Origin of the sequence: Streptomyces sp. NPDC017056 (assembly GCF_044332485.1) — a bacterium.
Taxonomy (GTDB): domain Bacteria; phylum Actinomycetota; class Actinomycetes; order Streptomycetales; family Streptomycetaceae; genus Streptomyces.
The window spans coordinates 67,176-93,874 of sequence record NZ_JBIRPD010000021.1 but is presented as its reverse complement, the minus strand read 5'-3'; the positions used below and the strand labels follow the sequence as shown (position 1 = coordinate 93,874).

18 protein-coding genes and 1 pseudogene are annotated in these 26,699 nt (G+C 72.9%); 14 read left to right on the top strand and 5 right to left on the bottom strand.

Features of this window, described 5'->3' with window-relative positions; translation table 11 throughout:
* The first annotated feature begins 4 nt into the window (after positions 1-4).
* Positions 5-2,881 carry a vitamin B12-dependent ribonucleotide reductase gene (locus ACH4OW_RS31385; protein ID WP_360133400.1) on the top strand — a complete coding sequence of 959 codons (2,877 nt, stop codon included), beginning with the start codon at positions 5-7 and terminating at the stop codon, positions 2,879-2,881.
* 103 nt (positions 2,882-2,984) lie between these two features.
* On the opposite strand, the gene ACH4OW_RS31380 is transcribed toward ACH4OW_RS31385, so the two are convergent.
* Both ACH4OW_RS31380 and ACH4OW_RS31375 read right to left on the bottom strand, forming a co-directional pair.
* Positions 2,985-3,506 carry a TerD family protein gene (locus tag ACH4OW_RS31380; RefSeq protein ID WP_398031175.1) on the bottom strand — a complete coding sequence of 174 codons (522 nt, stop codon included), beginning with the start codon at positions 3,504-3,506 and terminating at the stop codon, positions 2,985-2,987.
* Between the two features lie 208 nt (positions 3,507-3,714).
* Positions 3,715-4,302 carry a TetR/AcrR family transcriptional regulator gene (locus ACH4OW_RS31375; RefSeq protein ID WP_398031173.1) on the bottom strand — a complete coding sequence of 196 codons (588 nt, stop codon included), beginning with the start codon at positions 4,300-4,302 and terminating at the stop codon, positions 3,715-3,717.
* Positions 4,303-4,450: 148 nt separating this feature from the next.
* Here ACH4OW_RS31375 and ACH4OW_RS31370 point away from each other — a divergent pair, with 148 nt between their 5' ends.
* Both ACH4OW_RS31370 and ACH4OW_RS31365 read left to right on the top strand, forming a co-directional pair.
* Positions 4,451-5,878, top strand: a complete 1,428-nt coding sequence (locus ACH4OW_RS31370) for an amidase (RefSeq protein WP_398031172.1) — start codon at positions 4,451-4,453, stop codon at positions 5,876-5,878.
* A gap of 68 nt (positions 5,879-5,946) precedes the next feature.
* The gene (locus tag ACH4OW_RS31365) at positions 5,947-6,552 is read left to right on the top strand and encodes a YdbC family protein (RefSeq protein ID WP_398031171.1); all 606 of its coding nucleotides are present in this window, start codon (positions 5,947-5,949) and stop codon (positions 6,550-6,552) included.
* A 75-nt stretch (positions 6,553-6,627) separates the two neighbouring features.
* Here the strand turns inward: ACH4OW_RS31365 and ACH4OW_RS31360 are convergent, their stop codons facing one another.
* Positions 6,628-7,311, bottom strand: a complete 684-nt coding sequence (locus tag ACH4OW_RS31360) for a TetR/AcrR family transcriptional regulator (protein ID WP_398031169.1) — start codon at positions 7,309-7,311, stop codon at positions 6,628-6,630.
* Between the two features lie 110 nt (positions 7,312-7,421).
* Between ACH4OW_RS31360 and abc-f the strand changes: the two genes are divergently transcribed.
* From abc-f to ACH4OW_RS31335, 5 genes are all read left to right on the top strand, one after another.
* Positions 7,422-9,044: a ribosomal protection-like ABC-F family protein gene (abc-f, locus tag ACH4OW_RS31355; protein WP_398031167.1), complete on the top strand. Its 1,623-nt coding sequence runs from the start codon at positions 7,422-7,424 to the stop codon at positions 9,042-9,044.
* A 105-nt stretch (positions 9,045-9,149) separates the two neighbouring features.
* On the top strand, positions 9,150-9,809 hold the full coding sequence (locus ACH4OW_RS31350) for a histidine phosphatase family protein (protein ID WP_360133420.1): 660 nt from the start codon (positions 9,150-9,152) through the stop codon (positions 9,807-9,809).
* Between the two features lie 11 nt (positions 9,810-9,820).
* The gene (locus ACH4OW_RS31345) at positions 9,821-10,726 is read left to right on the top strand and encodes an ADP-ribosylglycohydrolase family protein (protein WP_398031165.1); all 906 of its coding nucleotides are present in this window, start codon (positions 9,821-9,823) and stop codon (positions 10,724-10,726) included.
* 354 nt (positions 10,727-11,080) lie between these two features.
* Positions 11,081-11,782: a ribonuclease HII gene (locus ACH4OW_RS31340; protein WP_360133425.1), complete on the top strand. Its 702-nt coding sequence runs from the start codon at positions 11,081-11,083 to the stop codon at positions 11,780-11,782.
* 66 nt (positions 11,783-11,848) lie between these two features.
* Positions 11,849-12,490, top strand: coding sequence for a hypothetical protein (locus tag ACH4OW_RS31335; RefSeq protein WP_398031164.1), 642 nt, complete (start codon positions 11,849-11,851; stop codon positions 12,488-12,490).
* A gap of 534 nt (positions 12,491-13,024) precedes the next feature.
* Here ACH4OW_RS31335 and ACH4OW_RS31330 read toward each other — a convergent pair.
* Positions 13,025-13,588 (bottom strand): annotated as a pseudogene (locus tag ACH4OW_RS31330) (hypothetical protein); the annotation flags it as partial.
* 230 nt (positions 13,589-13,818) lie between these two features.
* Complete coding sequence (locus ACH4OW_RS31325; RefSeq protein WP_398031162.1) at positions 13,819-15,984, bottom strand: RecQ family ATP-dependent DNA helicase; 2,166 nt, start codon at positions 15,982-15,984, stop codon at positions 13,819-13,821.
* Between the two features lie 126 nt (positions 15,985-16,110).
* On the opposite strand from ACH4OW_RS31325, the gene ACH4OW_RS31320 reads away from it, so the two are divergent.
* The 6 genes from ACH4OW_RS31320 to ACH4OW_RS31295 all read left to right on the top strand — a co-directional run bounded on the left by ACH4OW_RS31320 (position 16,111) and on the right by ACH4OW_RS31295 (position 26,634).
* The gene (locus ACH4OW_RS31320) at positions 16,111-17,646 is read left to right on the top strand and encodes a DUF4192 family protein (RefSeq protein ID WP_398031161.1); all 1,536 of its coding nucleotides are present in this window, start codon (positions 16,111-16,113) and stop codon (positions 17,644-17,646) included.
* Positions 17,647-17,759: 113 nt separating this feature from the next.
* Positions 17,760-19,844, top strand: coding sequence for a glycogen debranching N-terminal domain-containing protein (locus ACH4OW_RS31315; protein WP_398031160.1), 2,085 nt, complete (start codon positions 17,760-17,762; stop codon positions 19,842-19,844).
* 48 nt (positions 19,845-19,892) lie between these two features.
* On the top strand, positions 19,893-20,657 hold the full coding sequence (locus ACH4OW_RS31310) for an NUDIX domain-containing protein (protein ID WP_360133439.1): 765 nt from the start codon (positions 19,893-19,895) through the stop codon (positions 20,655-20,657).
* A gap of 219 nt (positions 20,658-20,876) precedes the next feature.
* Entirely contained in the window at positions 20,877-23,327 is a 2,451-nt protein-coding gene (locus ACH4OW_RS31305; RefSeq protein ID WP_398031159.1) for an ATP-binding cassette domain-containing protein, read from the top strand.
* Between the two features lie 192 nt (positions 23,328-23,519).
* Entirely contained in the window at positions 23,520-24,455 is a 936-nt protein-coding gene (locus tag ACH4OW_RS31300; protein WP_398031232.1) for a FadR/GntR family transcriptional regulator, read from the top strand.
* A 622-nt stretch (positions 24,456-25,077) separates the two neighbouring features.
* The gene (locus ACH4OW_RS31295; RefSeq protein WP_398031158.1) at positions 25,078-26,634 is read left to right on the top strand and encodes an RNA polymerase sigma factor; all 1,557 of its coding nucleotides are present in this window, start codon (positions 25,078-25,080) and stop codon (positions 26,632-26,634) included.
* The last annotated feature ends 65 nt before the right edge of the window (positions 26,635-26,699 follow it).

Genomic DNA, 26,699 nt, shown 5'->3' with positions numbered 1-26,699 from the left:
CGGAATGACAGAGACGACGAGCGGCCCGGCACGAGGCTCCCGCGCCAAGGGCAGCAAGGCGAGCAAGGGTCTGCGTATCGAGCGCATCCACACGACTCCCGGCGTGCATCCGTACGACGAGGTGGCGTGGGAGCGCCGTGACGTCGTCATGACCAACTGGCGCGACGGCTCGGTCAACTTCGAGCAGCGTGGCGTCGAGTTCCCCGAGTTCTGGTCGGTGAACGCGGTCAACATCGTCACGAGCAAGTACTTCCGCGGCGCGGTGGGCTCCGACACCCGGGAGTCGAGCCTCAAGCAGCTCATCGACCGGGTCGTGAAGACCTACCGCCAGTCCGGTGAGGACAACAACTACTTCGCCTCCCCGGCGGACGCCGAGATCTTCGAGCACGAGCTGGCGTACGCCCTGCTCCACCAGGTCTTCAGCTTCAACTCCCCGGTGTGGTTCAACGTCGGCACGAAGCAGCCGCAGCAGGTCAGCGCGTGCTTCATCCTCTCCGTCGACGACTCCATGGACTCGATCCTGGACTGGTACAAGGAAGAGGGGATGATCTTCAAGGGCGGCTCCGGTGCCGGCCTGAACCTCTCCCGCATCCGCTCCTCCAAGGAGCTGCTGTCCTCCGGCGGCAACGCCTCGGGCCCCGTCTCCTTCATGCGCGGCGCCGACGCGTCCGCCGGAACGATCAAGTCGGGCGGCGCCACCCGCCGTGCGGCCAAGATGGTCGTCCTGGATGTGGACCACCCGGACGTCGAGGCCTTCATCGAGACCAAGGTGAAGGAAGAGGAGAAGGTCCGCGCGCTGCGCGACGCGGGCTTCGACATGGACCTGGGCGGCGACGACATCACGTCCGTCCAGTACCAGAACGCCAACAACTCGGTCCGCGTGAACGACGAGTTCATGAAGGCCGTCGAGACCGGCTCGAAGTTCGGCCTGCGCGGCCGGATGAACGGCGAGGTCATCGAGGAGATCGACGCCAAGGGCCTGTTCCGCAAGATGGCGGAGGCCGCCTGGGCGTGCGCCGACCCCGGCATCCAGTACGACGACACGATCAACCACTGGCACACCTCGCCGGAGTCGGGCCGGATCACCGCCTCGAACCCGTGCAGCGAGTACATGCACCTGGACAACTCCTCGTGCAACCTGGCCTCGCTGAACCTGATGAAGTTCCTGCGCGACGACGACAAGGGCAACCAGTCGTTCGACGCCGAGCGCTTCGCGAAGGTCGTCGAGCTGGTCATCACCGCGATGGACATCTCCATCTGCTTCGCGGACTTCCCCACCGAGAAGATCGGTGAGACCACCCGTGCCTTCCGTCAGCTGGGCATCGGCTACGCCAACCTCGGCGCCCTGCTGATGGCCACCGGCCACGCGTACGACTCGGACGGCGGCCGCGCCCTCGCCGGTGCCATCACCTCGCTGATGACCGGCACCTCCTACCGGCGCTCCGCCGAGCTGGCCGCGGTCGTCGGCCCGTACGACGGCTACGCCCGCAACGCCGACGCCCACAAGCGCGTCATGAAGCAGCACTCGGACGCCAACGGCGCCGCCAAGCGCATGGACGACCTGGACACCCCGGTCTGGGCCGCGGCCACCGAGGCATGGCAGGACGTGCTCCGCCTCGGCGAGAAGAACGGCTTCCGCAACGCGCAGGCGTCGGTGCTCGCGCCGACCGGCACCATCGGCCTGATGATGGACTGCGACACCACGGGTGTCGAGCCGGACCTGGCCCTGGTCAAGTTCAAGAAGCTGGTCGGCGGCGGCTCCATGCAGATCGTGAACAACACGGTCCCCAAGGCGCTCAAGCGGCTCGGCTACCAGCCGGAGCAGGTCGAGGCGATCGTCGCCCACATCGCCGACAACGGCAACGTGATCGACGCCCCCGGCCTGGACCCCGCCCACTACGAGGTCTTCGACTGCGCCATGGGCGAGCGCTCCATCTCGGCCATGGGACACGTACGGATGATGGCGGCGGCCCAGCCGTTCCTGTCCGGCGCGATCTCCAAGACCGTCAACCTCCCCGAGTCGGCCACCGTCGAAGAGGTCGAGGAGGTCTACTTCGAGGGCTGGAAGCTCGGCCTGAAGGCGCTCGCGATCTACCGCGACAACTGCAAGGTCGGCCAGCCGCTCTCCGCCAAGAAGAAGGAGGAGGAGAAGAAGGCCGAGGAGAAGCCGGCCGAGAAGGTCGTCGAGTACCGTCCGGTACGCAAGCGCCTGCCCAAGGGCCGTCCCGGCATCACCACCTCCTTCACGGTCGGCGGCGCCGAGGGCTACATGACCGCCAACTCCTACCCGGACGACGGTCTGGGCGAGGTCTTCCTGAAGATGTCCAAGCAGGGCTCGACCCTCGCGGGCATGATGGACGCCTTCTCCATCGCCGTCTCGGTGGGCCTCCAGTACGGCGTGCCGCTGGAGACGTACGTCTCGAAGTTCACCAACATGCGCTTCGAGCCGGCCGGCATGACGGACGACCCGGACGTGCGGATGGCGCAGTCGATCGTCGACTACATCTTCCGCCGCCTGGCGCTGGACTTCCTGCCCTTCGAGACCCGCTCCGCGCTCGGCATCCACTCCGTCGAGGAGCGCCAGCGTCACCTGGAGACCGGTTCGTACGAGCCGACCGACGAGGAGCTGGACGTCGAGGGCCTGGCCCAGTCGGCACCGCGCCGCCTGGAGTCGGCGAAGGAGCCCGCCTCGACGACCGAGATCGTCGAGGAGACCGCGGCCCCGGCCCCCAAGCAGGCGCACACCAACGCCGAACTGGTGGAAATGCAGCTCGGCATCAACGCCGACGCGCCGCTGTGCTTCTCCTGCGGCACGAAGATGCAGCGCGCGGGCAGCTGCTACCTGTGCGAGGGCTGCGGCTCGACCAGCGGTTGCAGCTGATATATCCGGGAGCCCTCGCGGGTGACTGAGTGAGCAGGGTGGGGAACCGGAAAGCGGTTCCCCACCCTGTTTTCGTGTGCCGTCGTTTTCTTTTTTGGCCCGCTCAGTCGCCCATGAGGGTGGCGAAAGTCTCCGGGTCGGCGTCGAATCCCCGTACGGAGCGGTGGAAGCGCCATTCGCCCGACTCGTCACGGTCGAATTCCGCTATCACCGCGGCGGTGGAACCGGCGACCGAGGAAAAGTCGTCCGCGGTCAGTTCTTCGTATCCTTCGCTGACGCGGACGGCGGTATTGGCGATGTCGCCGAATGTCTTGCGTCCGTTGCGCTGCTGGATGGCCACACCGACGACCACCCGCGCGTAGCGGTCCGCCAGCCGCTTCAGCTCCAGGGTCATGGCCTCGTCGGTGCCCAGGCCGAGGCCGGTCCGGCTGTCCCTGCTGAGGAAGATGGTGCCGTCGGGGGAGCGGCTGTCGAAGTGCACGAGGTAGGCGGGCTCACCGCGCGGGTCGTCCCTCGTGTAGGTCGCGGCGACGATGTCCAGATCGTTCGCCGGAGTGCCGTTGGGGCTCGGGTCCCACTTGAGGGTCACTTCGGCTTTGCCGATCCCTTTGTTGAGGCTGCTCACAGAGATCCCTTCCGGTGTTGCAACTCCCGGGCTGTGCAAGGCGACCACCATCGTGTCACGCTCCGCACGCCCTGCCCCGGCGGTCGGGGCGACGCCGTCCCGGTCGGCAGGACTGGTACGCGTACTGCCACTCCGACGTTTTCGGTAGCACGGGAGTTCCATCGGGGTACCTGCCGGCCGTCCCGGCCCGTCGGGTCAACCCGTACGATCAGGCTGCCAAGTCGTCCCAGAGGCGCGTCAGATGGCTGTCTAGGGCGTCCAGGGCCGCCTCGGGGGAGAGGTGGCCGATCAGGACGTGCGTGGTGAGCCCGTCGGTGAGGGCGAGCAGGGTGCGCGCCTCGCGCTCGGCGTCCGGCGTTCCGGTGGCCTCCGTGATGAGGCGTGTGAAGAGGCTGTGCAGATCGGCGTAGTTGCCGCGCAGGATTTCGGCCAGCGGCGGGCTGACCGCGGCCTGGGCGACGAAGGCCAGCCAGACGCGCGCCTCGGCGCGGTGCTCGGGGCGCAGCAGCGAGATCTCGGTGGTCGCGTGCCCGAGTGCCGTACGGGCCGACTGCGCGGGGGACTCGGTGAGCCGGGCCGACACACGGGCGGCGATCCGTGTGCCGATGTGGCCGAGTGCGAAGACCAGCATCTCCTCTTTGGTGCGGAAGCACCGCTGGACCGCCCCCATGGACACCTCGGCGCGCGCCGCCACGTCGCGCAGGGTGACGCCCTCCAGGCCGTGTTCGTCGGCGAGGCGGCAGACGGCCTCGGCGATCTGCCGGCGGCGGCTCTCGTGATCCACCTGCTTGGGCATGGGGGCTCCCGTTTATGCGATGCGTTCGTATCGATGACAAGGGTACGATGTGATGCACTTGCATCGGAACGCTGCGTGGCGAGGCCGCGGGGCGTCACGGCGGTGGGCCCGTGCCCGCCGCCGGCCGTCCGGGATGAAGGAGTGCGAAGTGGGAGCGCAGAAGGCGCTGTGGGAGCTGTCGGCCGGGGAGCAGGCGGCGGCCGTGCGCAGCGGCGAGGTGAGCGCCGTCGAGTTGACCGACCGCCACCTGGAGCGGATCGCCGAGGTCAATCCGGCCGTCAACGCCGTCACGCAACTGCTCGCCGAACGGGCGCGCGCCGCGGCGGCCGGGGTGGACCGGCGGCGGGCCGCGGGGGAGGATCCGGGGCCGCTCGCCGGGGTGCCCTTCACGGTGAAGGAGACCACCGCCATCGAGGGGGTGCCGACCACGTACGGCGCGGAGCGCTTCCGTCACAACGTCGCGCGCTGCGATGCGCCCCCGGTGGCGCGGCTGCGCGCGGCGGGTGCCGTCCCGATCGGACACAGCAACATGCCCACCCTCGTGCTCGCGGGTGTCCACACGCGCAGCGAGCTGTACGGCGACACCGCCAACCCGTGGGCGCGGCGCGTGACGCCGGGCGGCACGAGCGGAGGCGACGCCGCAGCGGTGGCCGGCGGCATGGCGGCGATCGGCCTCGGCAACGACTCCGGGGGATCGGTGCGCCTGCCGGCCTCCTTCTGCGGTGTGGCGGGGCTCAAGCCCACCTACGGGCGCTTCCCCGCCGACCACCGCCTCGGCGCGGACGATCCGGCGCTGGCCACCCAGGAACTGGTGGTCGACGGGCCGCTGGCACGCACGGTCGGTGACCTGCGGCTGGCGTACGAGGCGCTGGCCGGCACCGACCCGCGCGACCCGAGGGCCGTACCGGCTCCCCTGTACGGCCCGCCCGTTCCGCGGCCGATGAAGGTCGCGATGGTCGCCGATCCGGGCGGCCAGGGCGTGCACCCCTTGGTGCGCAAGGCCGTCGAGGACGCGGCGGGCGCGCTGCGCGACGCCGGGTACGAGGTGTGCGAGGTGCCGGACGTGCCGCGCCTGAAGGAGACGCTGGAGGTGTACGGCTGTATGACCTTGGCCGAATTCGCCCCCTCCTGGCCGGTGGTGCGCGACCTCCTCGGCGAGGGCGGGCACCGCTACATCGAGCTGTCCATGGCGGCGGCACGGGACGCCGTGCCCAAGGACGTACCGGCGTACCTGCGGCTGACGGGCCTGCGGCTCGGTATCCGGCGGGCGTGGGCCGAATTCCTGGACACCTACCCGCTGTTGCTGGGCCCGGTGTTCACCGAGCCGCCCTTCGAGCCGGGGCTCGAAGCGCGCGACCAGGAGGGGCACGCGCGCGTCCAGAAGGCGATGCGCCTGTGCACGGCCACGAGCTTCGCCGGCGTGCCGGCGGTGGCCGTGCCGACCGCGGTGGTCGACGGGCTCCCGTACGGCGTGCAGCTGATCGGCCGCGCCTGCCGGGAGGACCTGTGCCTGGAGGCGGCGGAGGCCGTGGAAGCGCGGCTCGGGGTGTTCACACCCATCGACCCGCGCCCGTAGGGGAGTTCGCGGAGGCCGGTCCGTGGCGGGCGGTGAGTTCCGGCCTTCCCTGGCCGTACCATGGCGCGGTGCTGGTCAAGTGGATTAGATGCACGGTCGTGGACCGCCGGGGGTTCGAACGGGGGCAGCGGAAATGGGCGGGGCTGCTCGGCGAACCCGGATTCCGGGGGCAGGGCGGCGGTTGGAGCCGGACGCGGCCGTCGGTCGCGCATCTGGTCGCCTTCTGGGAGAGCAGGGCGTTCTACGACTCCTTCATGGCGCGCTCGCACGACCGGCTGGCGGCGGCCCAGGTGGGTACGTTCAAGGACTCCCGGGTGCGCCTGTTCGAGTACGAACTCGACGTGAAGGTGGGCTTCAAACCCGTGTTCGCGGACGCCGACGTGCTGCGGATCGCCCACTGCCAGGTGCGCGCCGACCGCGTCGAGCACTTCACGCTCATGCAGGAGAAGGTGTGGAATCCGGCCATGGCCGGGTCTCCCGGGATGCTGCGCGGCCTGGTGGGGCGGGCCCCCGGGGAGGAGTTCCTGATCCTGTCCATGTGGGAGTCGGCTGCCGAGCGGGGCAAGTACCGGCCGGAGCGGGTGGAGCGGCTGGCGCTGCGGGCGCAGACGGAGGCCGACGTGCGGGCCGTGACGGGGGATGTGGCCGACCTCGAACCGTCGTGGACGGTGTGACGGGCGCGTGCCCCGACACGGCCCTGGGGGCGTGACGGGGCACGTCGGCTGCCCCGGCTTCCGGTGGCGCCGCTGTCACGCCCCGGTAGGCGCGGCGTTTTCCGGCCGGGTGAACGCTCCGGCACGTGCGGCCGCCAGGGCCGCGGCGGCGGCCTGGTCGGCGCTGTGTCCGTCGACCGGCTCGCGCGTGACGAAGAGCCGGAAGTAGAGCGGCGCGGAGACGGCGCGCACCAGTGCTCCCGCGTCGATACCCCCCTCCCGGATGCCCGGGATTTCGCCGCGTTCGACCGCGCGCCGGGCGATGGCCTCGCAGCGCCTGAAACGTTCGGCGTAGAAGGCGCGCAGCGCGTCGGCGGCCTGCTGTGACTGGAAAGCGGCCGCGATGATCGCGGAACTGGAGGCCAACATCGCCGGGTCGCGGAACGACTCCACCACCTCATGGGCGAGTGCGCGCAGGTCACCCTCCAGCGATCCGGTGTCGGGCGGCGTCCAGTCGTCCTCGCCGGCCAGGTCGAGCGTGTCGGCCAGCAGCCCTTCGAGGCTGCCCCAGCGGCGGTAGAGCGTCGTCTTGTGGACTCCCGAACGCTCCGCGACGTACTCGACGGACAGGCCGGGGTAGCCGTGTTCGGTCAGCCCGGCCAGCACGGCGTCGCGGACGGCGGCGCGGGTGCGGGCGGTCCGGCCGCCCGGGCGGCGGGTGCCGGGGCCCGGCGGGCGGGCATCGGCGGTCGGTGCGGAAGGTCCCAGGTCACCAGACAATTGCTACTCCTGTTGCGTTAGGTCGTCGGCGTGTGCCATCATCGACGTAATGCAACAAGCGTAGCGTTTGATTGCGGTGTCAAGCCGCGTCACTGCCCCGGGAGGTCCGCATGGCCACCACTCAGATCGCGCTTCACGAGGTGTCCAAGTCCTACGGCGACCGGCTTCTGCTGGACGGGATCTCCCTGTCGATACGCCCCGGCGACCGGGTCGGGATCGTGGGGGAGAACGGCGCCGGCAAGTCGACGCTGCTGCGTGTCGTCGCGGGCCTGGAGCAGCCGGACGGCGGACGCGTCGTGCTGACCGCCGACGGCGGGACGGGCTACCTCGGCCAGGTGCCCGACGCGCCCGCCGACTGCACGATCCAGGAGGCCGTGGACGAGGCGCTCGCGGAGATACGGGCCATGGAGCGCAGACTGCGCGACTTGGAGACGCGCCTCGGCGACGGCAGACCGGAGGACATGGAGGAGTACGGCCGGCTGCTCGGCGTCTACGAGCTGCGTGGCGGCTACGAGGCCGATGCGCGGGTCGACAAGGCGCTGTACGGCCTGGGGGTGGGGCACGTCGAGCGGGACCGCCCGTTCGGCAGCCTGTCCGGCGGGGAGCAGGCACGGCTCGGGCTGGCCTGCCTGATCGCCGCTTCGCCCGAGGTGATGCTGCTGGACGAGCCGACCAATCACCTCGACGCGGCAGCGCTGGACTGGCTGGAAGGCGCGCTGTCGGCCCACCGCGGAACGGTCCTCGCGGTCTCGCACGACCGCCTCTTCCTGCAGCGCGTGGCGGACGCGATAGTCGAGGTCGACGCCGACCGGCGCACCGTCGTCCGGTACGGCGGTGGATACGGCACCTTCGTCGCGGCCAAGACCGCGGCCCGCCGCCGCTGGGAGGCGGAGTACGAACAGTGGCGCGCCGAGACGGAGCGGCTGACGGACTTCGCGGCGGGAGCGGCACACCACGTCGCCCAGGGCCGGGCGATCAAGGACAACAACAAAATGGCGTACGACCGGGCCGCAGGGCGGGTCCAGTCGTCGGTGGCCGGCCGCGTGCGCAACGCGCAGGAGCGGCTGCGGCGGCTGCGCGCCGACCCGGTGCCCCGGCCGCCGGAGCCGCTCCGCTTCCGTGCCGCGCCGGCCTCCGGGGGCACCGAGGGCACGCTCGTCGAGCTGGACGGGGTGCGCGTGGGGTCGCGGCTGGCGGTGGACTCGCTGACCGTTGCGGCGGGGGAGCGGGTGCTGGTCCAAGGCGACAACGGCGCGGGGAAGAGCACCCTACTGCGGGTCCTGGCGGGCGTGCAGCAGCCCGACGCGGGTGCGGTCGCGCGGCGTGGGCGCATCGGGTATTTGGCTCAGGAGATACCGGTGTCCCGGCCGGGGGAGCGGCTGCTGTCGGCCTTCGGCCGGGGCCTGGCCGAAGACCCGGAGGAGCTCACCGAACTTCTCCTGTCGTTCGGTCTGTTCAGGGAGGGGGATCTGCGGGTGCCGGTGGGAGCCCTCTCCGCCGGTCAGCGGCGCCGGCTGGCCCTGGCGCGGTTGCTGGCCCGCCCCGCCGACCTCCTGCTCCTGGACGAGCCGGCCAACCACCTGGCGCTCGGCCTCGTGGAGGAACTGGACGAGGCGCTGGCCGCCTGGCCCGGCGCGCTGGTCGTCGTCTCGCACGACCGGCTGCTCGGCAGGCGCTTCCGCGGCCGCCGGTGCGAGATACGGGCCGGGCGGCCGGTGTTCGACGTTCGGTGACCGGGGAGGGGGCGTTGTAGGCGCAGAGTGACGGGACGGGAGTGGCTGCGGAGGCGGAAGACGGGGGATGAGGCATGTACAGGGCAACCGTTTTAGGGTGGCGGCATGGCACGGCCCCGACGCATCGTCCTCATCCGCCACGGAGAATCGGAGGGGAACACAGACGACACCGTCTACGAACGGGAGCCCGACCACGCGCTGAGCCTGACGAAGGACGGGCTGCGCCAGGCCGAGGAGGCGGGCGGGTCGCTGCGTGCGCTCTTCGGCGAAGAGCGGGTCTCCGCGTACGTCTCGCCGTACCGGCGCACGCACCAGACGTTCCGCGCCCTGGGCCTGGACATGGACCGGGTCCGGGTCCGCGAGGAGCCCCGGCTGCGCGAGCAGGACTGGGGAAACTGGCAGGACCGGGAGGACGTGCGGCTGCAGAAGGTCTACCGCGACGCCTACGGCCACTTCTTCTACCGCTTCGCCCAGGGCGAGTCCGGCGCCGATGTGTACGACCGCGTCGGCGCGTTCCTGGAGAGCCTGTGGCGCAGCTTCGAAGACCCGGGCCACCCGCCCAACGTCCTGATCGTCACGCACGGCCTGACCATGCGGCTCTTCTGCATGCGGTGGTTCCACTGGACCGTGGCCGAATTCGAGTCCCTGTCCAATCCGGGCAACGCGGAGTGGCGCTCGCTGCTCCTGGGCCCGGACGGCCGGTATGCGCTGGACCGGCCGTTCGAGCACTGGTGTGAACCGGAGTCGTACGGCATCACCGGTTAGAGTGCACACCGATGAGCGCCGACCACCGTGACGCAGACCGCTTCGAGCGGGCCCTTACGAGCCTGCGCGGACTTTCCCTGGGCGATGCCCTCGGCTCCCAGTTCTTCGTTCCCGCCAACTACCCCGCCCTCAAGCGCCGCGAACTGCCGCCCGCACCGTGGCAGTGGACCGACGACACCGAGATGGCCTGCTCCGTACTGGCCGTACTCGCACGTCACGGCCGCATCGACCAGGACGCGCTCGCCCGGTCCTTCGCCGACCACCACGACTTCGACCGCGGCTACGGCCCGGCCGTGAACCGTATGCTCCGGCTGGTCAGGGAAGGCGGCGACTGGCGCGAGCTGGCCTCGGCGCTCTTCAACGGCCAGGGCTCCTGGGGTAACGGCGCGGCCATGCGCATCGCGCCGCTCGGCGCCTGGTACGGCGACGACCCCGAGCAGGCGACGCACCAGGCGGAGATCTCCGCCTACACCACCCACCAGCACCGCGAAGCGGTGGTCGGGGCGATGGCGGTGGCCGCGGCCGCCGCGCTGGCCGCCGCTCCCGGCCGTACGACCGGGCCCGAAGCGCTGCTGGACGGCGTGCTGGGGCTGATCCCGCGCAGCGCCGTACAGGCCGGGCTGCGGCGTGCCAGGGACATGCTCGACTACGGGAATCCCGGCACGGTCGCCGCCGTACTGGGCTGCGGGCGCCGGACCAGTGCCCACGACACGGTGCCGTTCGCGCTGTGGGCGGCCGCACGCCACCTCGGAGACTTCGAGGGAGCCTTCTGGGCCACCGCCCAGGCGGGCGGGGACGTGGACACCACCTGCGCCATCGTCGGCGGGATCGTCGCCGCCGGTGGCGGCACCCCGCCCCAGGACTGGCTGGACCGCGTGGAACCGCTCCCGGGCTGGGTTCCGGCGCTCTCCGGCTGAAGCGTTCGGCGGACGGCCTGCCGAGGGGGCGGGCTCGCGGGGTGGCCCGCCGGGCGGCCTGCCGTATGGGCTCCCGGGTGGGCGGCGTGGGCTTCCGTGCGCCTCCGTGGCTTTCGGGCGGCCAAGGAGGCCGTCCGAGCGTGTAGTTGATCTTGGCGTGCGCCGTGGCCCGGGGGCGTCGGGCGGCCCGCCGGGACCGGCAGTGGCGCTCCCGCCCCCCGGCCGCGAAGCCGCTGATCAGCCCGCGTGCCGTCGGCGCCGAAGCCCGGTCGGCGGCCGGCCGCGGTATACGCCGCGGTCAGGCGGTACCCGGTGCGCACGGCCGCTCCGATTAGGCGTACGCTTGCTGGCGCCATGCCGTACGAGCCCCCAACCCACACCGTCGAGCGATCGCTTCGCGCCACCACGGGCGCCAAGATCATCGCTGGGGTGGACGAAGTCGGGCGCGGCGCCTGGGCCGGTCCGGTCAGCGTCTGCGCAGCCGTCACCGGACTGCGCCGCCCGCCGGCCGGACTCACCGATTCCAAGCTGCTGACACCCAAGCGACGCACCGAGCTCGCCGAAGTGCTCGACGGCTGGGTCACGGCGCACGCCCTGGGGCATGCCTCCCCGGAGGAGATCGACGCACTGGGCATGACCGCGGCACTGCGACTGGCGGCCGTGCGCGCCTTGGAGGCGCTGCCGGTCCGTCCGGACGCGGTCATCCTCGACGGCAAGCACGACTACCTCGGCGGTCCCTGGAAGGTCCGTACGGTCGTCAAGGGCGACCAGTCCTGCATCGCGGTGGCCGCGGCCTCCGTGCTCGCCAAGGTCCGTCGCGACGCGATGATGGGTGAACTGGTGGGCGTACACGCCGACTTCGCCTTCGCGGAGAACGCCGGCTACCCATCGCCCGCGCACCGTACGGCGCTGGAGGAGTACGGCCCCACCGCGTACCACCGGGTGTCGTGGTCCTACATGGACGCCTTGCCCCGCTGGCGCCACCTGAAGAAGGTGCGCAGCACCCCCGAAGCAGCCGCTCTGGAGGCCGGTGGCCAACTCGGCTTCGACTTCTGAGCGGTGCGGGCATCAATTCGGTACCCGATGACGTGTCCCGCACCTACGTTTGATAGACATCCTTTTATGCCTCTCATCCCCGAGGAGCCTCAGATTCACGAGAGTGTCCCGGGTCCCCGCGCAACTCCGGCCACCGGCCGTACCGCGTCGACCCCCCGTCCTGTTCCTGGCCCCGGTCCCCGCCCCGCGCCTCCGCGCGGCGCCCCCGCGGCCAGCGCCCGCCCCGGCAAGCCCGGACCCGCCGCGCCGCCCCGTGGGCCGGCCGGCGCTCCTCCGGCGCAGCGCTCGGGCCCCAAGCCCGGTGCCGCCGGTGCTGTTTCCGGAACGCAGCTCCAGCTGATCCCGGCCCCGGAGTCCGGCGCTCTCGACGCCGCCGACGAGGCCGTCGACCTGCTGCTGGACTCCGGACGCGCGCCGGGCGAGGTCCTGGTGCTCACCACCGGCGAGACCCACCCCTGGGCCGCGCACGAACTGTCCTTCGGCGAGGCGTCCTACTGGGCGCAGCAGGACGCCGCTGACGACGTGTTCTACGCGGACGCCACCGCCGAGCGTGCGACCGGACGGCCCGTCGTGGTCGTCGCGGTCAACGGTGGCGCCGAGGAGACCGTCGCCCGGGCCCTGCCCGCCGCGATGGCCCGCGCCGGGGCGCTCCTGGTCGTGTGCGGTGACCCGCAGCGGATCAACGCCCTCCTGGGCGTGAACGCCTGACGGACGCCGGCAGGGGGAGCCCGGCGGCCCGTGGGCCGGCCGGGCGTCTCACGCCGGGTGCGCGCGGACCGTCAGCGGTCCGCGGGACCCCGGCGGGACTCCGCCGCGCCGTGCCGCCTGCCTGCCGTCGTTGCGCGACGGCTCCGTGGGAGGGTGCGGCTCCGTCGGGTGCGCCTGCGGTGCCGCCGTACGCGGCCGTTCCGCCTTGCGGGGCCGTTCAGCCGGACCGAACCGTTCCGGTGGACCGTACCGTTCCGGTGAACCGGACGGCGTCGGCCTTGGCCGTTGCTCCGCGTCGGCGTGTCTGGACGCTTCGGACTGCCCCGCGCTGTCGGCGTGCCCGGGTTCCTGCGTTCCGGCCTGCCCGGACGCTTCCTTCCGTTCCGAAGGGCCGGCCCGCGCCGGCCGGTGCGCCGACTGCGTACGCAGCGACGGGGCCGGCCGCCCCGTGCCGGTCGGCTGCCCCACCGCGAAAGACCGTTCGGCCGCGGCAGGCCATCCTGCCGGACCGGGCCGTTTCGGAACGCGCCCGCGCGGCGGCTCCTCCGCCGTACGCGCGCGCTCGGTACCAACGACCGAGCGCGGCCGCCGACCACCACGGCCCTCTCCCAGCACCTGCCAGCCGCTGCGGGTCAGCGTGATGTACGCGCCACAGCGCAGTCCGTGCAAGGTGCAAGCGTCGCGCAGCCCCCACATCCAAGCGCCGTCCGCCTCGGTCCAACGCGGGTCGCCCTCGCGGCAGTAGAGCAGCACAGCCGTACGGACCGGCACCCGCAGCCGCAGGTCGTGCGGGATGACCAGCCGCAACCGCGCCAGAAGCGCGTTGCGGAACTCCCAGCCGTCCGGAGCCGAGGCGTGCTGGACGAACGACGCGCTGGCGGTGACACGCTCCTCAGGGCCGAGCACCGCCACGATGGCCGTCGAAAGACCCGGCAGATGGCGGTCGTGCAGACCGGTGACCACCTCACGCGGGTTGCGCAGCAGGGGAATCCCCGCCGACGCCCACTCGGCGGGCTCCAGCATGCGGCTCAGCCGGGCGGCGGAATCGGCGGAGGTGGGCAGGGACACACCCGGGGGCTGGGCGAAGCCGAAGGTCACGGCCCTCCCTTCGTCTACGCGTCCACGCCCGACGGCGGACGGCCGTGCGGGCACGGCGCGGTGCCGCCGTACCTGACCGTGGGCGGCGGGTACGGGGAAGCGGTCCAATTCTTACGTTCGTACAGGCATGCGGCAATGAACCGTGGGCGCGCACGGCCGGAATCCTCTGGCGCGCCTTCCCTATTCCTGCCCGCCGCACGGGCCCCTGACGCCCGGCCGCCCCCTTCACCTCACCCCTGTACGGCAAGGACCAGCGGAAACACCCCCGTGGCACCCGCCTTGCGCACCAGCCGCGCGGCCACGGCCAGGGTCCAGCCCGTATCCGCGTAGTCGTCGACCAACAGGACGGGGCCCCCTGCCGCCGCCAGGGCTTGAGCCAGCTCCGGCGGCACGCTCAACGAGCCGTGCAGCGCCCGCAGTCGCTGCGCGCTGTTGCTCCGCGGCACGCGGGCCTCCTCGGCGTGCTCCCCGTACGTCACCGTCCCCAGGAACGGCATCCGTCCTACGGCGGCGATGCGCTCCCCGAGGGAACGCACCAGCTGGGGGCGGGTGCGCGAGTCGAGCGTCACAACCCCCACAGGGCGCGCCGGGGCGTCCGGAGCACCGGACGCCCAGCCCCCGGGGCCCTTCGCCCAGTCGGCGAGAACGGTGACGACCGCGGAAGCGACATCGTCCGGAATCGGACCGTCCGAGGACTGCGCGGCGAACATCGGACGGAGCCGGTTGCCCCAGCCGATGTCGGAGAGCCGCCCCAGGGCACGCCCGGCCGACGCCTGCTCGCCCGCCGGGATGCGCCCCTTGAGGTCGACACCGATGGCGGGCAGGCCCGTCGGCCACATCCGCCGCGGCTCCACCTCCACGCCCGGCCGCCCCAGCTCGCCGCGCGCCGCGTCCAGCGACGCCGCGGACACCTCGGTGGTGAAGCGCGCTCCCGCGCAGTTGTCGCAGCGTCCGCACGGCGCCGCAGCCTCGTCGTCCAACTGCCGCCGCAGGAACTCCATCCGGCAGCCGGTCGTCGTGGCGTAGTCCCGCATGGCCTGCTGCTCGGCCTCGCGCTGCCGCGCCACCCACGCGTACCGCTCGGCGTCGTACGCCCACGGCCGGCCGGTCGCGGTCCAGCCGCCCTTGACCCGGTGCACCGCGCCGTCCACGTCGAGCACCTTCAACATGGTCTCCAGGCGCGAGCGGCGCAGCTCGACCAGCGGCTCCAGGGCGGGCAGCGACAGCGGCCGGTCCGCGCCCGCCAGCACGTCCAACGTCCGGCGCACCTGCTCCTCTGGCGGGAACGCCAGCGAGGCGAAGTACTTCCAGATCGCCTCGTCCTCACGGCCGGGCAGCAGCAGCACCTCCGCGTGCTCGACGCCGCGGCCGGCGCGCCCCACCTGCTGGTAGTAGGCGATCGGGGAGGACGGCGAGCCCAGGTGCACCACGAACCCGAGGTCCGGCTTGTCGAAGCCCATGCCGAGCGCGGAGGTGGCGACCAGCGCCTTGACGCGGTTGCCGAGCAGATCGTCCTCGGCCTGCTGGCGGTCGGCGTTCTCGGTCTTCCCGGTGTACGAGGCCACCGTGTGGCCGCGCTGCCGCAGGAAGGCGGTGACCTCCTCGGCCGCGGCCACCGTGAGCGTGTAGATGATCCCCGAGCCCGGCAGCTCGTGCAGATGGTCGGCCAGCCAGGCCAGCCGGTGCGCGGCGTCCGGCAGCGGGAGCACGCCCAGGCTCAGGCTCTCCCGGTCCAGCGGGCCGCGCAGGACGAGCGCCTCGGCGGTGCCCTCGCCCGTACCCAGCTGCTCGGCCACGTCGGCCGTGACCCGCGCGTTGGCCGTCGCCGTGGTGGCGAGCACGGGCACACCGGGCGGCAGGTCGGCGAGCATCGTGCGCAGCCGCCGGTAGTCGGGGCGGAAGTCGTGGCCCCAGTCCGAGATGCAGTGCGCCTCGTCGACCACCAGCAGTCCGGTGGCCGCGGCCAGCTTCGGGAGCACCTGGTCGCGGAAGTCGGGGTTGTTGAGGCGCTCGGGCGACACGAGCAGGACGTCGACTTCGCCCGCCGCCACCTCGGCCTGGATCGTGTCCCAGTCCTCGGTGTTGGAGGAGTTGATCGTGCGGGCGCGGATCCCGGCGCGGGCCGCCGCGTCGACCTGGTTGCGCATCAGCGCGAGCAGCGGGGAGACGATCACGGTCGGCCCGGCGCCGCGCTCGCGCAGCAGCGCGGTGGCGACGAAGTAGACCGCCGACTTGCCCCAGCCCGTGCGCTGCACCACCAGCGCGCGGCGGTGGTCGGCGACCAGCGCCTCGATCGCCCGCCACTGGTCCTCGCGCAGCCGTGCCGTGCCGCCGGGGTCCCCGACGAGGCGGGAGAGGACGGCATCGGCCGAGGCACGCAGGTCTTCGTTGCTCATGGCTCCATGCAACCCGATGCCACCGACAACGCGCGAACCGCCGCCCGATGCTGTGGACAACTTGCGTCACCCGCGAGTTATCCACAGGGGTCGCGGCGGCACGGCGAATCGCGGGATCTTCGAGCCATGAACCAGCACGGCGACACGCCTCATCACCCCGACCGGCCCGCCCGGTCCCACCCGTCCGTACCGACCCACCCGTCCGCCCAGCCAGGACCCGCCACACCGCCCTCGCCCGACGACGCGGCAGCGGCGGAAGAGACCAGGGTCACCCTGCGCGGGCCGGGCGAGCTGGCCGACGCGCTGCCCTACCTCCTCGGCTTCTACCCCGACGACAGCATCGTCCTCGTCGGCCTGCACGGCGGTAGCGGCCGCTTCGGCGGCCGCGCCCGCCTCGGCATCCCCACCGAGCGTGGGCAGTGGCCGTACGTGTCCGACCAGCTCGCGAGCTGTCTCGTGGCCGCGGGCCAGGAGCGTGGCTCCCGGCCCGAAGGCATCATCGTCTACCTCTGCCAGGAACCCGCGGAGGGGGAGAACGGCCGGGACGTGATGGAGCGCCTCCGTCCGCTCGCACAACGGCTGCGCGTCGCCTGCGGAGCACTGGACGTCCCGGTGCTCGAAGCACTGTGCATCTCCAGGGGCCGCTTCTGGTCCTACTGCTGCCCTGACTACCGCTGCTGCCCTGCCGAGGGCACACCCATGGCCCTTCCCGGCACGTCGGTGATGGCCGCCGCCGCTGCGTACGCAGGTATCCAGGTGCGCGGCTCGCTCCGGGAGATGGAAGCCCGGCTGGCCGCGCGCACCGGCCCGCGCGCCGCGGAACAGACGGGCGCGCTGGACGCGGTGGCCGGCACGCTCGTTACGCGCATGGTGCAGGAGGAGACGGCGGCGCCCGTGCGGACGGAGACCCTGGCGCACGCGAGCCGTCTGATCCGCCGGTTCCGCGAGGACCCGCCCACGGGCAGCCGCCGGGCCAGGGACGCCTGCGACGACGCGCTCCTGACCGACGCCGAGGCCGCCCGCCTCATCGTCGGTCTCCAGGACCGCGTAGCCCGGGACCGCGCCGCGGAGTGGATGGAGGGCCCGGACGCCGAACCCGCGCTGCGCCTGTGGCAGGCGCTGTCCCGCCGCTGTGTCGGCGGCTACGCCGAGTACGCCGTGGCCCCGCTGTCACTGGCAGGCTGGGTCGCCTGGGCGACGGGCGACCAGCCGTCCGCCCGCGTCGCGCTCGGCCGGGCGCTGACGCTCGACCCCGAATGCCTCTTCGCCCAACTGCTGCACCGCGGAGTCAACGCGGGGCTGGACCCGGAGTCGCTGCGGCGCTGCCTGCGGGAGGAGCGTGCGGAGCGGAGCTCTTCGGACACGTCGCTCGCACTGGCGTCCGGGTGTGACTCCGTACCGGTGCTTGTCGACGGGCCCGTACCGGTGCCCGGAGTCCCGTCCGAGGCGGCCGGACCGGGGGAGGCGGCCCGCGCCGGCCGGCCCGGGCGGCCCACCGCGGACGGCGGCCCCCGCGGGACGGCCCGCCCCGGCGGCAGCGGCCGTTGCGGCGGCTCGGACCGCCCCGGCGGCCCGCGCGGCAGTACGCGTCCCGGGCCGCGTACGGGCCCCGGCCGGACCAAGCGGCGTACCGGCCGCAACGGTGACCGGAGCCGGCCGTGAGCCCGCCGGCGCCGCGGTGCCGGCGTGACCTGCGCGCCGGCCTCGCCGTTCAGGACTGTGGCGCAGTCCGTTTGGAGCCCAGACCCCAGCAGGGAGCGCAGAGAGTGTCAGGCATGGTTCCCACCACTCAGCCGGCCCGCCGGGCACCCGGAGAACACCGCTCCGGGGTGCCCAGGCCCCCGGAACCGCAGCCTGTCCACGGAGCGCTCATCTGCGTGGCCCTGCCCGCCCTGGCCATCTCCTCCGAACAGGGCCAGCTCACCGGCAGGGGCACGGACGGTTTCTACCGCGCCGGGCGCCGCGTCCTGTCGCGGTGCCAGCTGAGTGCCGGAGGCGCCGAACCCGTCGTGGTGCAGGGCAGACTGATCGCTACGGACCGCGCGCGGTTCGTCGGTACGGTCCGTACGGCCGTCGACCGCGGCCCCGACCCGGAGATCCGCGTCGAACGGCTGCGGTGCGCCGACGGCGTCGAACGGCTCACGTTCCACAGCAGTGCCCCCCGGCGGGTACGGCTGCCCGTGGAGCTGCGGCTCGGCACGGACCTCGCCGAACTCGGCGCGATCGCCGTCGGGTTCACCGGGCCCGAACTGCCCGCCAGCGTCCACGGCTCAGGGCTCCGCTGGTCCGCCGCGGGGGCGCACGCCGTCGTCGCGGCATCCCCCGCGCCCTCGGACGTCATGGCCTCGGCCGGCCTGCTGTGCTGGGAGCTGGACCTCCCGCCAGGCGGCCACCACACCATCGAGGTGCGCGTCCGGCTGGAGCACGCCGCCCAAGGAGCCTTCTCCGGCGGACCGGGGTCGCTGCTTCCGGCGACCCGTGGCGGCGAACAGCCGCCCCGCCCCTGGTCGGCGGCGCGGCTCCAGTGCGACGACGCCCGGGCCGACGCGCTGCTGGCGACGGGGCTCGACGACCTCCACGGCCTGCTGATGCGCGGCCCCGGGGCTCCCGCGGACATGTACGTCGCGGGTGGCGTCCCCTGGCGCTGCGGCCTCTCGCCCGCCGAGGCTCTCTGGGCCGCCCGCATGCTGCTGCCCCTGGGCACCCGGCTCGCGGCGAACACTCTGCGCGCCCTCGCCCGCCTCCAACTGGGCGGGTCAGGGGCGGATTCCGGCCGAATTCCCGGCGCGCTGCGGGACGCGGGACCGTACGCGCCCCCCAGCTGCACAGGCGTCGAGGCCACGCTGTTGTTCCCCACGGTCCTCGCGGAGGCCCGCCGGTGGGGGCTGCCCGAACGCGAGGCAGAGCAGCTGCTCCCGGCCGCGGAGCGCTGCCTGGGATGGCTGCGCACCACCGCCGGTGACGGGCGCGCGTCCGGCGACGGAGCCCTGAGCGGAGGCAGCGGCTACGTACCCGATCCCGTGCCCGGAGGGCCCTACCGCTGCGCGACGCAGGCGCACGCGCACCGCGCCGCGCTGCTCGGTGCCGACCTCCTCGACGCCTACGGGAGACCGGGCGCGCCGGAGCTGCGCGACTGGGCGGCGGGTCTGCGGGCGAGGTTCCGTGAGGAGTTCTGGGTGGAGAGCCGCAGCGGTGGCAGCCCGGCCGCGCTGCGGACCCCCGGCGGGCGCCTGCTGCCGCACCTCGGCTCCACCGCCGCCCACCTCCTGGACACCGGCCTGCTCGGCGGTGGCCGGTCGGCCGTCGGCCTGCTCGACAGGGTGCGTACCGAGCAGCTCGCCCGGCTGCTGGGGAGCCCGGCCATGGACTCGGGCTGGGGCTTGCGGGGCCTCGGGGCCAAGGAGAGCGGCTACAACCCCTTCGGCCACCGCAGCGGCGCCGTGCGGGTCCACGAGACGGCGGTCGCCGTCGCGGGCCTGGCCGCCGCGGGCTACGAGAAGGAGGCCGGAGCCCTGGTGCGCGGGCTCCTCGACGCGGCGCAGAGCTTCGCCTACCGGCTCCCGGAGATGTACGCGGGCGAGCAGCGCACCCGCGACGGAGCGCCCGTCCCGCACCCCGCGGCCTGCCGCCCGGCGGCCGTGGCCGCGGCGGGCGCGGTGCACGCCCTGACCGCACTGGCCGGGGTGCGTCCCGACGTGCCCTCCGGGACCGTGGCGGTCCGCCCGGTCGCCGGCGCACCGCTCGGAGCCATGCAGTTCACCGGGCTCAGCGTCGCCGAGCAGCCGTTCGCCGTGCGGATCAGCAGGCTGGGCATGGGCCTGGTGGAGGAGGCCGCGAATGGCTTGCAACTGGGGGCGTGAGGTGCGCCGGGGCCTGTTTATCGTCAGGCGGACGACTATGATCGCGCCATGCCTCCCTACGACCCGTCGGCCTTCCCTCCGTTCGCCGTTACCGTCGATCTGGTCGTGCTCACCGTGCGCAGGCACGCGCTGTGCGCGTTGGCCGTGCGCCGTGGCGAGCCGCCGTTCCAGGGGCGCTGGGCCCTGCCGGGCGGCTTCGTGCGGGCCGACGAGGACCTGGAGGCGGCCGCGGCGCGGGAGCTGGCCGAGGAGACCGGTCTGCACGCCCACTGCCCGGCCGGCCCTCCGCCGCCGTACGGCGCGCACCTCGAACAGCTCGCCACCTACGGCGACCCCAAGCGCGACCCCCGTATGCGGGTGGTCAGCGTCGCCCACCTGGTGCTCGCGCCCGACCTCCCCGCGCCGACGGCGGGTGGCGACGCCCGCAGCGCGCGCTGGGCCCCCGTCGAGACGTTCCTGGAGCAGGACGGCGGCCTGGGCCGGGACGAAGAGCAGTCGGCGCCGCTCGCCTTCGACCATGCGCGCATCCTTGCGGACGGGGTGGAGCGGGCCCGTTCGAAGATCGAGTACTCCTCGCTCGCCACCGCCTTCTGCCCGCAGGAGTTCACGGTCGGTGAGCTGCGCAGGGTGTACGAAGCGGTGTGGGGCGTGGCGCTGGACCCCCGTAATTTCCACCGCAAGGTCACCGGCACTCCGGGGTTCCTGGTGCCCACCGGTGGCACGACGACCCGTCAGGGGGGCCGCCCTGCCCAGCTGTTCAGAGCCGGCGGCGCCACCCTGCTCAATCCGCCGATGCTGCGTCCCGAGGTCTGAGCGGCGGCCCGCGGGGGCACGGGGGTCTCCGGTGCCGTGACGGCCGGAGGAGGGCTGGTCGCGGGATGCGGGGGCGCCGCCGGCGGCGGGGCGTGACACGAACGGGCAGCAACCGCTGGGCATTACCGGCAAATCAGACATATACGGCTACCTTGGTCGGGTGAGTCCCCACCTCCTCCCCCCTGCTTCCGTACGGTCCCGCACCCTGTGGAGGCCGCGATGATCCAGGCCATCGGGCTGACCGGCGGGTCCCGCGAGGGGCAGCGCCCCGCCGTCGACGACCTGAGCTTCGAGGCTCCGGCCGGCCGGATCACCGTTCTGCTCGGCCCCGAGGGCGCCGGCAAGACCACCGCGCTGCGGCTCATGCTCCAGCTGGAGAGCGGCCGGGGCGTCGCGCTCTTCCGCGGCCGTCCGCTGCACCGCGTCCCGAACCCGGCCCGTGAACTCGGCGTGCTTCTCGGAGACGTCCCCGGCCACCCGGCCCGGACGGCGCGTGGGCACCTGCGCATGCTCAGCGCGGCGGCCGGGGTCCCCGCGTCCCGGGCCGACGACGTCCTGGACGTCGTCGGCCTCAGCGGCCTGGCCGACGAACGGCTCGGCGCGTTCTCGCGCGGCATGGACCGCAGGCTGGGCCTCGCCGTGGCCCTCCTCGGCGACCCGCACACCCTCCTCCTCGACGAGCCGTCCGAGGGCGTGTCCCCGCGCGAGGCGGCGTGGCTGCACGGCCTGCTCCAGGGGTACGCGGCACAGGGCGGTACCGTACTCCTGACGTCGCGCGACGCCCGGTCGGCCGCCCGGCTCGCCCACCGTGTGGTCACCGTCGAGGACGGCAGGCTGATCGCCGACCAGAACGCGTCCGACTTCGCCCGCACCCGGCTGCGCCCCCGCGTCGTGGTCCGCTCGCCGCACGCCGACCGGCTCGCGTCACTCCTCGTCGACGAGTCGCAGCGCGCCCGCCCGGCAGCGCACCCGAACGCCGGTCACGCCGTCGAAGTCGTACGGGAGAGCGGCAGCCGTATCGCCGTCTACGGCAGCAACTGCGCCACCGTGGGCGACACCGCCTTCCGGCACGGCATCCTCGTGCACCGGCTCGCCGACGAAGTGGGCGACACCGGCCCGGTCACCCCGCTCACCCGCGCCGACGGCCGCGCGCGAAGCCGCACCGCCGGCAGCGACCGCCCGGACGCCCCGGTCTCCGCCGCGCCCGCCTCGCCCGGGCCCGCCGAGGGCGCGGTCCACGCGATGGCCGCAGCCGTCGGCGCGGAAGCCCCTGCCGAGCCCGCGACCTGCGCCGAATCGATCCCGCACGCCGCATCTCCGTCCCCCGCCGAACCGATGCCTCACACCGACCCGGCCTCGTACACCGACTCGGCCTCACTCACCGACTCGGCCTCACTCACCGTCCCGGCCTCGTGCACCGAACCGACTTTGCTCACCGACCCGGCCCCGCTCGCCGCCACAGGCCGGCTCGCCAGCTCCGCTGCCTTCGCCGAGACGGTCGTCCTGCCCGAAGTGACCAACGAGGCGGCCTCTCAAGTGACCAACGCGACGGCCTCTCAAGTGACCGACGCGACGGTCTCCCATCACGCATTCCCGTCGCCCGCGGCCGCCCCCACATCCCCGGCCCACCCCGAGCCCGCAGTCGCCTCACCCACATCACCCGCTTCCACCACCTCAGCCACCTCACCCACATCTCCCACCTCGCCCGACTCGGCGCTCGCCGGAACACCAACCTCCCCGCCGTCCCCTGCCGCGACCTCGACCCAGCGCCCGGCATCCACCTTCAAGCCCTTGAAGCCCCTGCGCACCTCCCTCCCCACGGGTTCTCCCGGCCCCGCGCCCGTTTCCGCCGAATCCGCCGAAGCCGCCGCCCTGAAACTCACCGCTCTGCGGCTTTCCGGGCGCGGCCCGGAGTGGCCGTTGCGTTACGAGCTCCGCCGCGCCTCGACCGACCCCACCGGGCCGATCGCGGCCGTGCTCTCGCTCGTCGTCACCCTGGTCTTCGCGCTCGCGCTGGCCCGCGTCGGCGATACCTCGCGTGTACACGTCATCACCGGATGGCCGCGTCAACTTCCGTTCCCGCCGACCGCACTCGCCGCCGGGCTGATCGGCGCGCTCTCCTTCGGTCAGGAGTTCCGTTATCCCGCGCTCGCCCCCGCGCAGGGGACGGTTCCCCGCCGCCTCGGCCTGCTCGGTGCCAAACTGCTGGTCAGCGGTGGTGCCGCGGTGCTGCTCGCGATCGGCACGCTGCTCCTGGACGGCGTGTTGGTGCGCGGTCTGTTCGGCTCGGCGGGCCTCCCGCAGGGCGGCGACTGGAAGGTACTGGCCGTCAGTTGGACGGCCCTGCTGGTCGGCTGCGCCTGGACCGGCGTCCTGGCGGCCGGAGCGTTCAGGTCCACTGCGCTGGGGATGGCGGCGGTCCTGGCCGTACCGGTCGGCGTGCTGCCGCTCGTACAGCAGGCGTTGGCGGTTCCGGCCGCCCGCTCCTTGGTGGGGGTGCCGGCGCGGCTGCGGTCGGCGGCGCTGATCCAGTGGCCGGCCGGGCTCGACCAGGCGGTCGCCGCGGTGCTGCGGCTGGCGGCCCAACCGGTGGGCGGAGCCGTCGCGTTGTCGCTCGCCGTACTGGTCTGCGCCTACGCCCTGACCGCCCTGCGAAGGGGGGCCCGCTGACCGCGGGCGACCCCCGCGGTGGCCTGCTCACCTGGCAACTCTCCGCACCCGCCCGCGAGACGCGTCTTCTTTCCGATAAAGCGTCAATTGGGGAAGGATGGGCGATCACCCTTTCGTGTGCTTTTCACCAAAGACCTCAAGGGGTCCCGGGGCGTCGCCGACAAATGATGCGTGAGTACCCTTGCGCACACCATGATGACCGCGGCTCGCCCCGCCGACGCCGGCCTCGCCGGCCCGGGCGAGCTTGACCGCTACTCCTACGCCAACGCCGCGGGCGCGCCCGGCGCCGTCGGCGCCGGCCACGCTCCGGGTGTGGAGCGGGCCGATCGCGTGCCGCCCGTCTGGGACGGGCCCGAGGCCGACATGGCCAGGGCCGGCCGCCGGGCGGCGGGCAACCGCGGCCGCGGACTGCACGGCCAACTCGTCCAGCAGCTCGGGCAGATGATCGTTTCCGGCGACCTGGGCGCCGACCGCCCGCTGGTGCCCGAGGAGATCGGCCAGCGCTTCGAGGTCTCCCGCACCGTGGTGCGCGAGTCCCTGCGCGTCCTCGAAGCCAAGGGCCTGGTCAGCGCCCGGCCGAACGTGGGCACCCGGGTGCGTCCGGTCAGCGACTGGAACCTGCTCGATCCCGACATCATCGAGTGGCGGGCGTACGGACCGCAGCGCGACGACCAGCGCCGTGAACTGTCCGAGCTGCGCTGGACGATCGAACCCCTCGCCGCCCGGCTCGCCGCGGGCCACGGCCGCGACGACATCCAGCAGCGCCTCGCCGACATGGTCGAGATCATGGGGCACGCCGCGGCCCAGGGCGACTCGCTGACCTTCGCCCGCGCCGACTCCGAGTTCCACAGCCTGCTGCTCCAGCTCGCCGGCAACCGCATGCTGGAGCACCTCTCCGGAATCGTCTCCTCCGCCCTGCACGTCTCGGGCGGCCCGGCCGGCGGCTGCGAGCGTCCCGCGGAGAAGGCCGTGGGCCAGCACATGCGCATCGTCGACGCGATCGGCGCCGGAGACGCCACGGGTGCCGAGAGCGCGATGCGGACCCTCCTGGCCGCCCACGGCGAGGCGGTCGGCCAGAACGCCGGCGGTTCCGGGGACCTCACCGTCCCCCCGCCCCGCGAACACTGAACGCCAGAGGCCGCCGGCGGCCTCCGCCAGCAGGGAGCCCGTACCGGCCGGGCGGCACCGGCCGGAGGGCGCGGGTGTACGGGACGGAGGCGCGTTCGCGCGGGGCGGACGCCCTGCCTCCGTCACGCGACAGACTGGCCGAAAACGCACGAAGCACCCGGGGCGCGTGAAGCAGACGCCCGGCGCACGAAGCGCACTGGGGCGCACAAGGCGCACACGGCATGCGGACGCCATCGGAGCGCACAAGCGCTGCCGCGCGGCCCGCGGCGGTGCGCCGCCGCGAGCGTGGCGGCGCCGCTCGGCGCCGCGCGAGCCCACATACGGAAGGCCGCCGGGCCCGGGAGCATGCTCCGGGCCCGGCGATTGCTTGGGAGGATTGCGCACCGTAAGGGAGGGAATGTGTGGATATGCGGTGTGACTCGGGCCACGCAGATTGGGCGTAACGCTCGCCGGGGAGGCGCGATGACTTAAGAGGTGATAGCCGAGGAGGGAATGCGAGCGGCGCTTTCGGCGCTGTTCAACTCCCCGGCTTCCCCCGCGCCGTCGGTCCATCCCCGCCGGCGGTCGTCGGCTCCGATCCACAGTGGACGGGGTCGGAAGCCGTTTCCATCGTTCCGAGAGGTTGTTCGTGTCGGCCAGCACATCCCGTACGCTCCCGCCGGAGATCGCCGAGTCCGAGTCAGTGATGGCGCTCATCGAGCGGGGAAAGGCTGATGGGCAGATCGCCGGCGATGACGTGCGTCGGGCCTTCGAGGCTGACCAGATTCCGCCAACCCAGTGGAAGAACGTTCTGCGCAGCCTCAACCAGATCCTCGACGAGGAGGGTGTGACGCTGATGGTCAGTGCCGCAGAGGCGCCCAAGCGCACCCGCAAGAGCGTCGCAGCGAAGAGTCCGGCAAAGCGCACCGCCACCAAGACCGTCGCGGCCAAGACCGCCACGGCGAAGAAGGCCACCACCGCGGCCGCCCCGATGGGCGACAGTCCGTACGGCGAGGCCGAGGGCGCATCCGAGAAGAAGACGGTCGCGAAGAAGGCCGCCGCCAAGAAGACGGTCGCGAAGAAGACCGCCGCCAAGAAGACCGTGGCGAAGAAGACCGCGGCCAAGAAGGACGTCGACGAGCTCCTCGAAGACGAGCCGATCGAGGAGACGGCGCCCGCCGGCAAGGGCGACGCCGCGGCCGAGGTGCCCGAGGGCGCCGAGAACGCCGGTTTCGTGCTGTCCGACGACGACGAGGACGACGCCCCCGCGCAGCAGGTCGCGGCGGCCGGTGCCACCGCCGACCCGGTCAAGGACTACCTCAAGCAGATCGGCAAGGTCCCGCTGCTCAACGCCGAGCAGGAGGTCGAGCTCGCCAAGCGCATCGAGGCCGGTCTGTTCGCCGAGGACAAGCTGGCCAACTCCGACAAGCTGGCGCCGAAGCTCAAGCGCGAGCTGGAGATCATCGCCGAGGACGGCCGCCGCGCCAAGAACCACCTGCTGGAGGCCAACCTCCGTCTGGTGGTCTCGCTGGCCAAGCGCTACACCGGCCGCGGCATGCTCTTCCTGGACCTGATCCAGGAGGGCAACCTCGGTCTGATCCGTGCGGTCGAGAAGTTCGACTACACGAAGGGTTACAAGTTCTCCACGTACGCGACGTGGTGGATCCGCCAGGCGATCACCCGCGCCATGGCCGACCAGGCCCGTACGATCCGTATCCCCGTCCACATGGTCGAGGTCATCAACAAGCTGGCGCGCGTGCAGCGCCAGATGCTCCAGGACCTGGGCCGCGAGCCCACCCCGGAGGAGCTGGCCAAGGAACTGGACATGACCCCCGAGAAGGTCATCGAGGTCCAGAAGTACGGCCGCGAGCCGATCTCGCTGCACACCCCGCTGGGCGAGGACGGCGACAGCGAGTTCGGTGACCTGATCGAGGACTCCGAGGCGGTCGTGCCGGCCGACGCGGTGAGCTTCACGCTGCTGCAGGAGCAGCTGCACTCGGTCCTGGACACGCTCAGCGAGCGCGAGGCGGGCGTGGTCTCCATGCGCTTCGGCCTGACCGACGGCCAGCCCAAGACGCTGGACGAGATCGGCAAGGTCTACGGCGTCACGCGTGAGCGGATCCGGCAGATCGAGTCCAAGACGATGTCGAAGCTGCGTCACCCCTCGCGCTCGCAGGTGCTGCGCGACTACCTGGACTGATCCGGGCGGCGGCCGTTTCGGACGGCCGTACGAGGGACTGCGGGCCCGGTCCTCCTCCGGGAGGG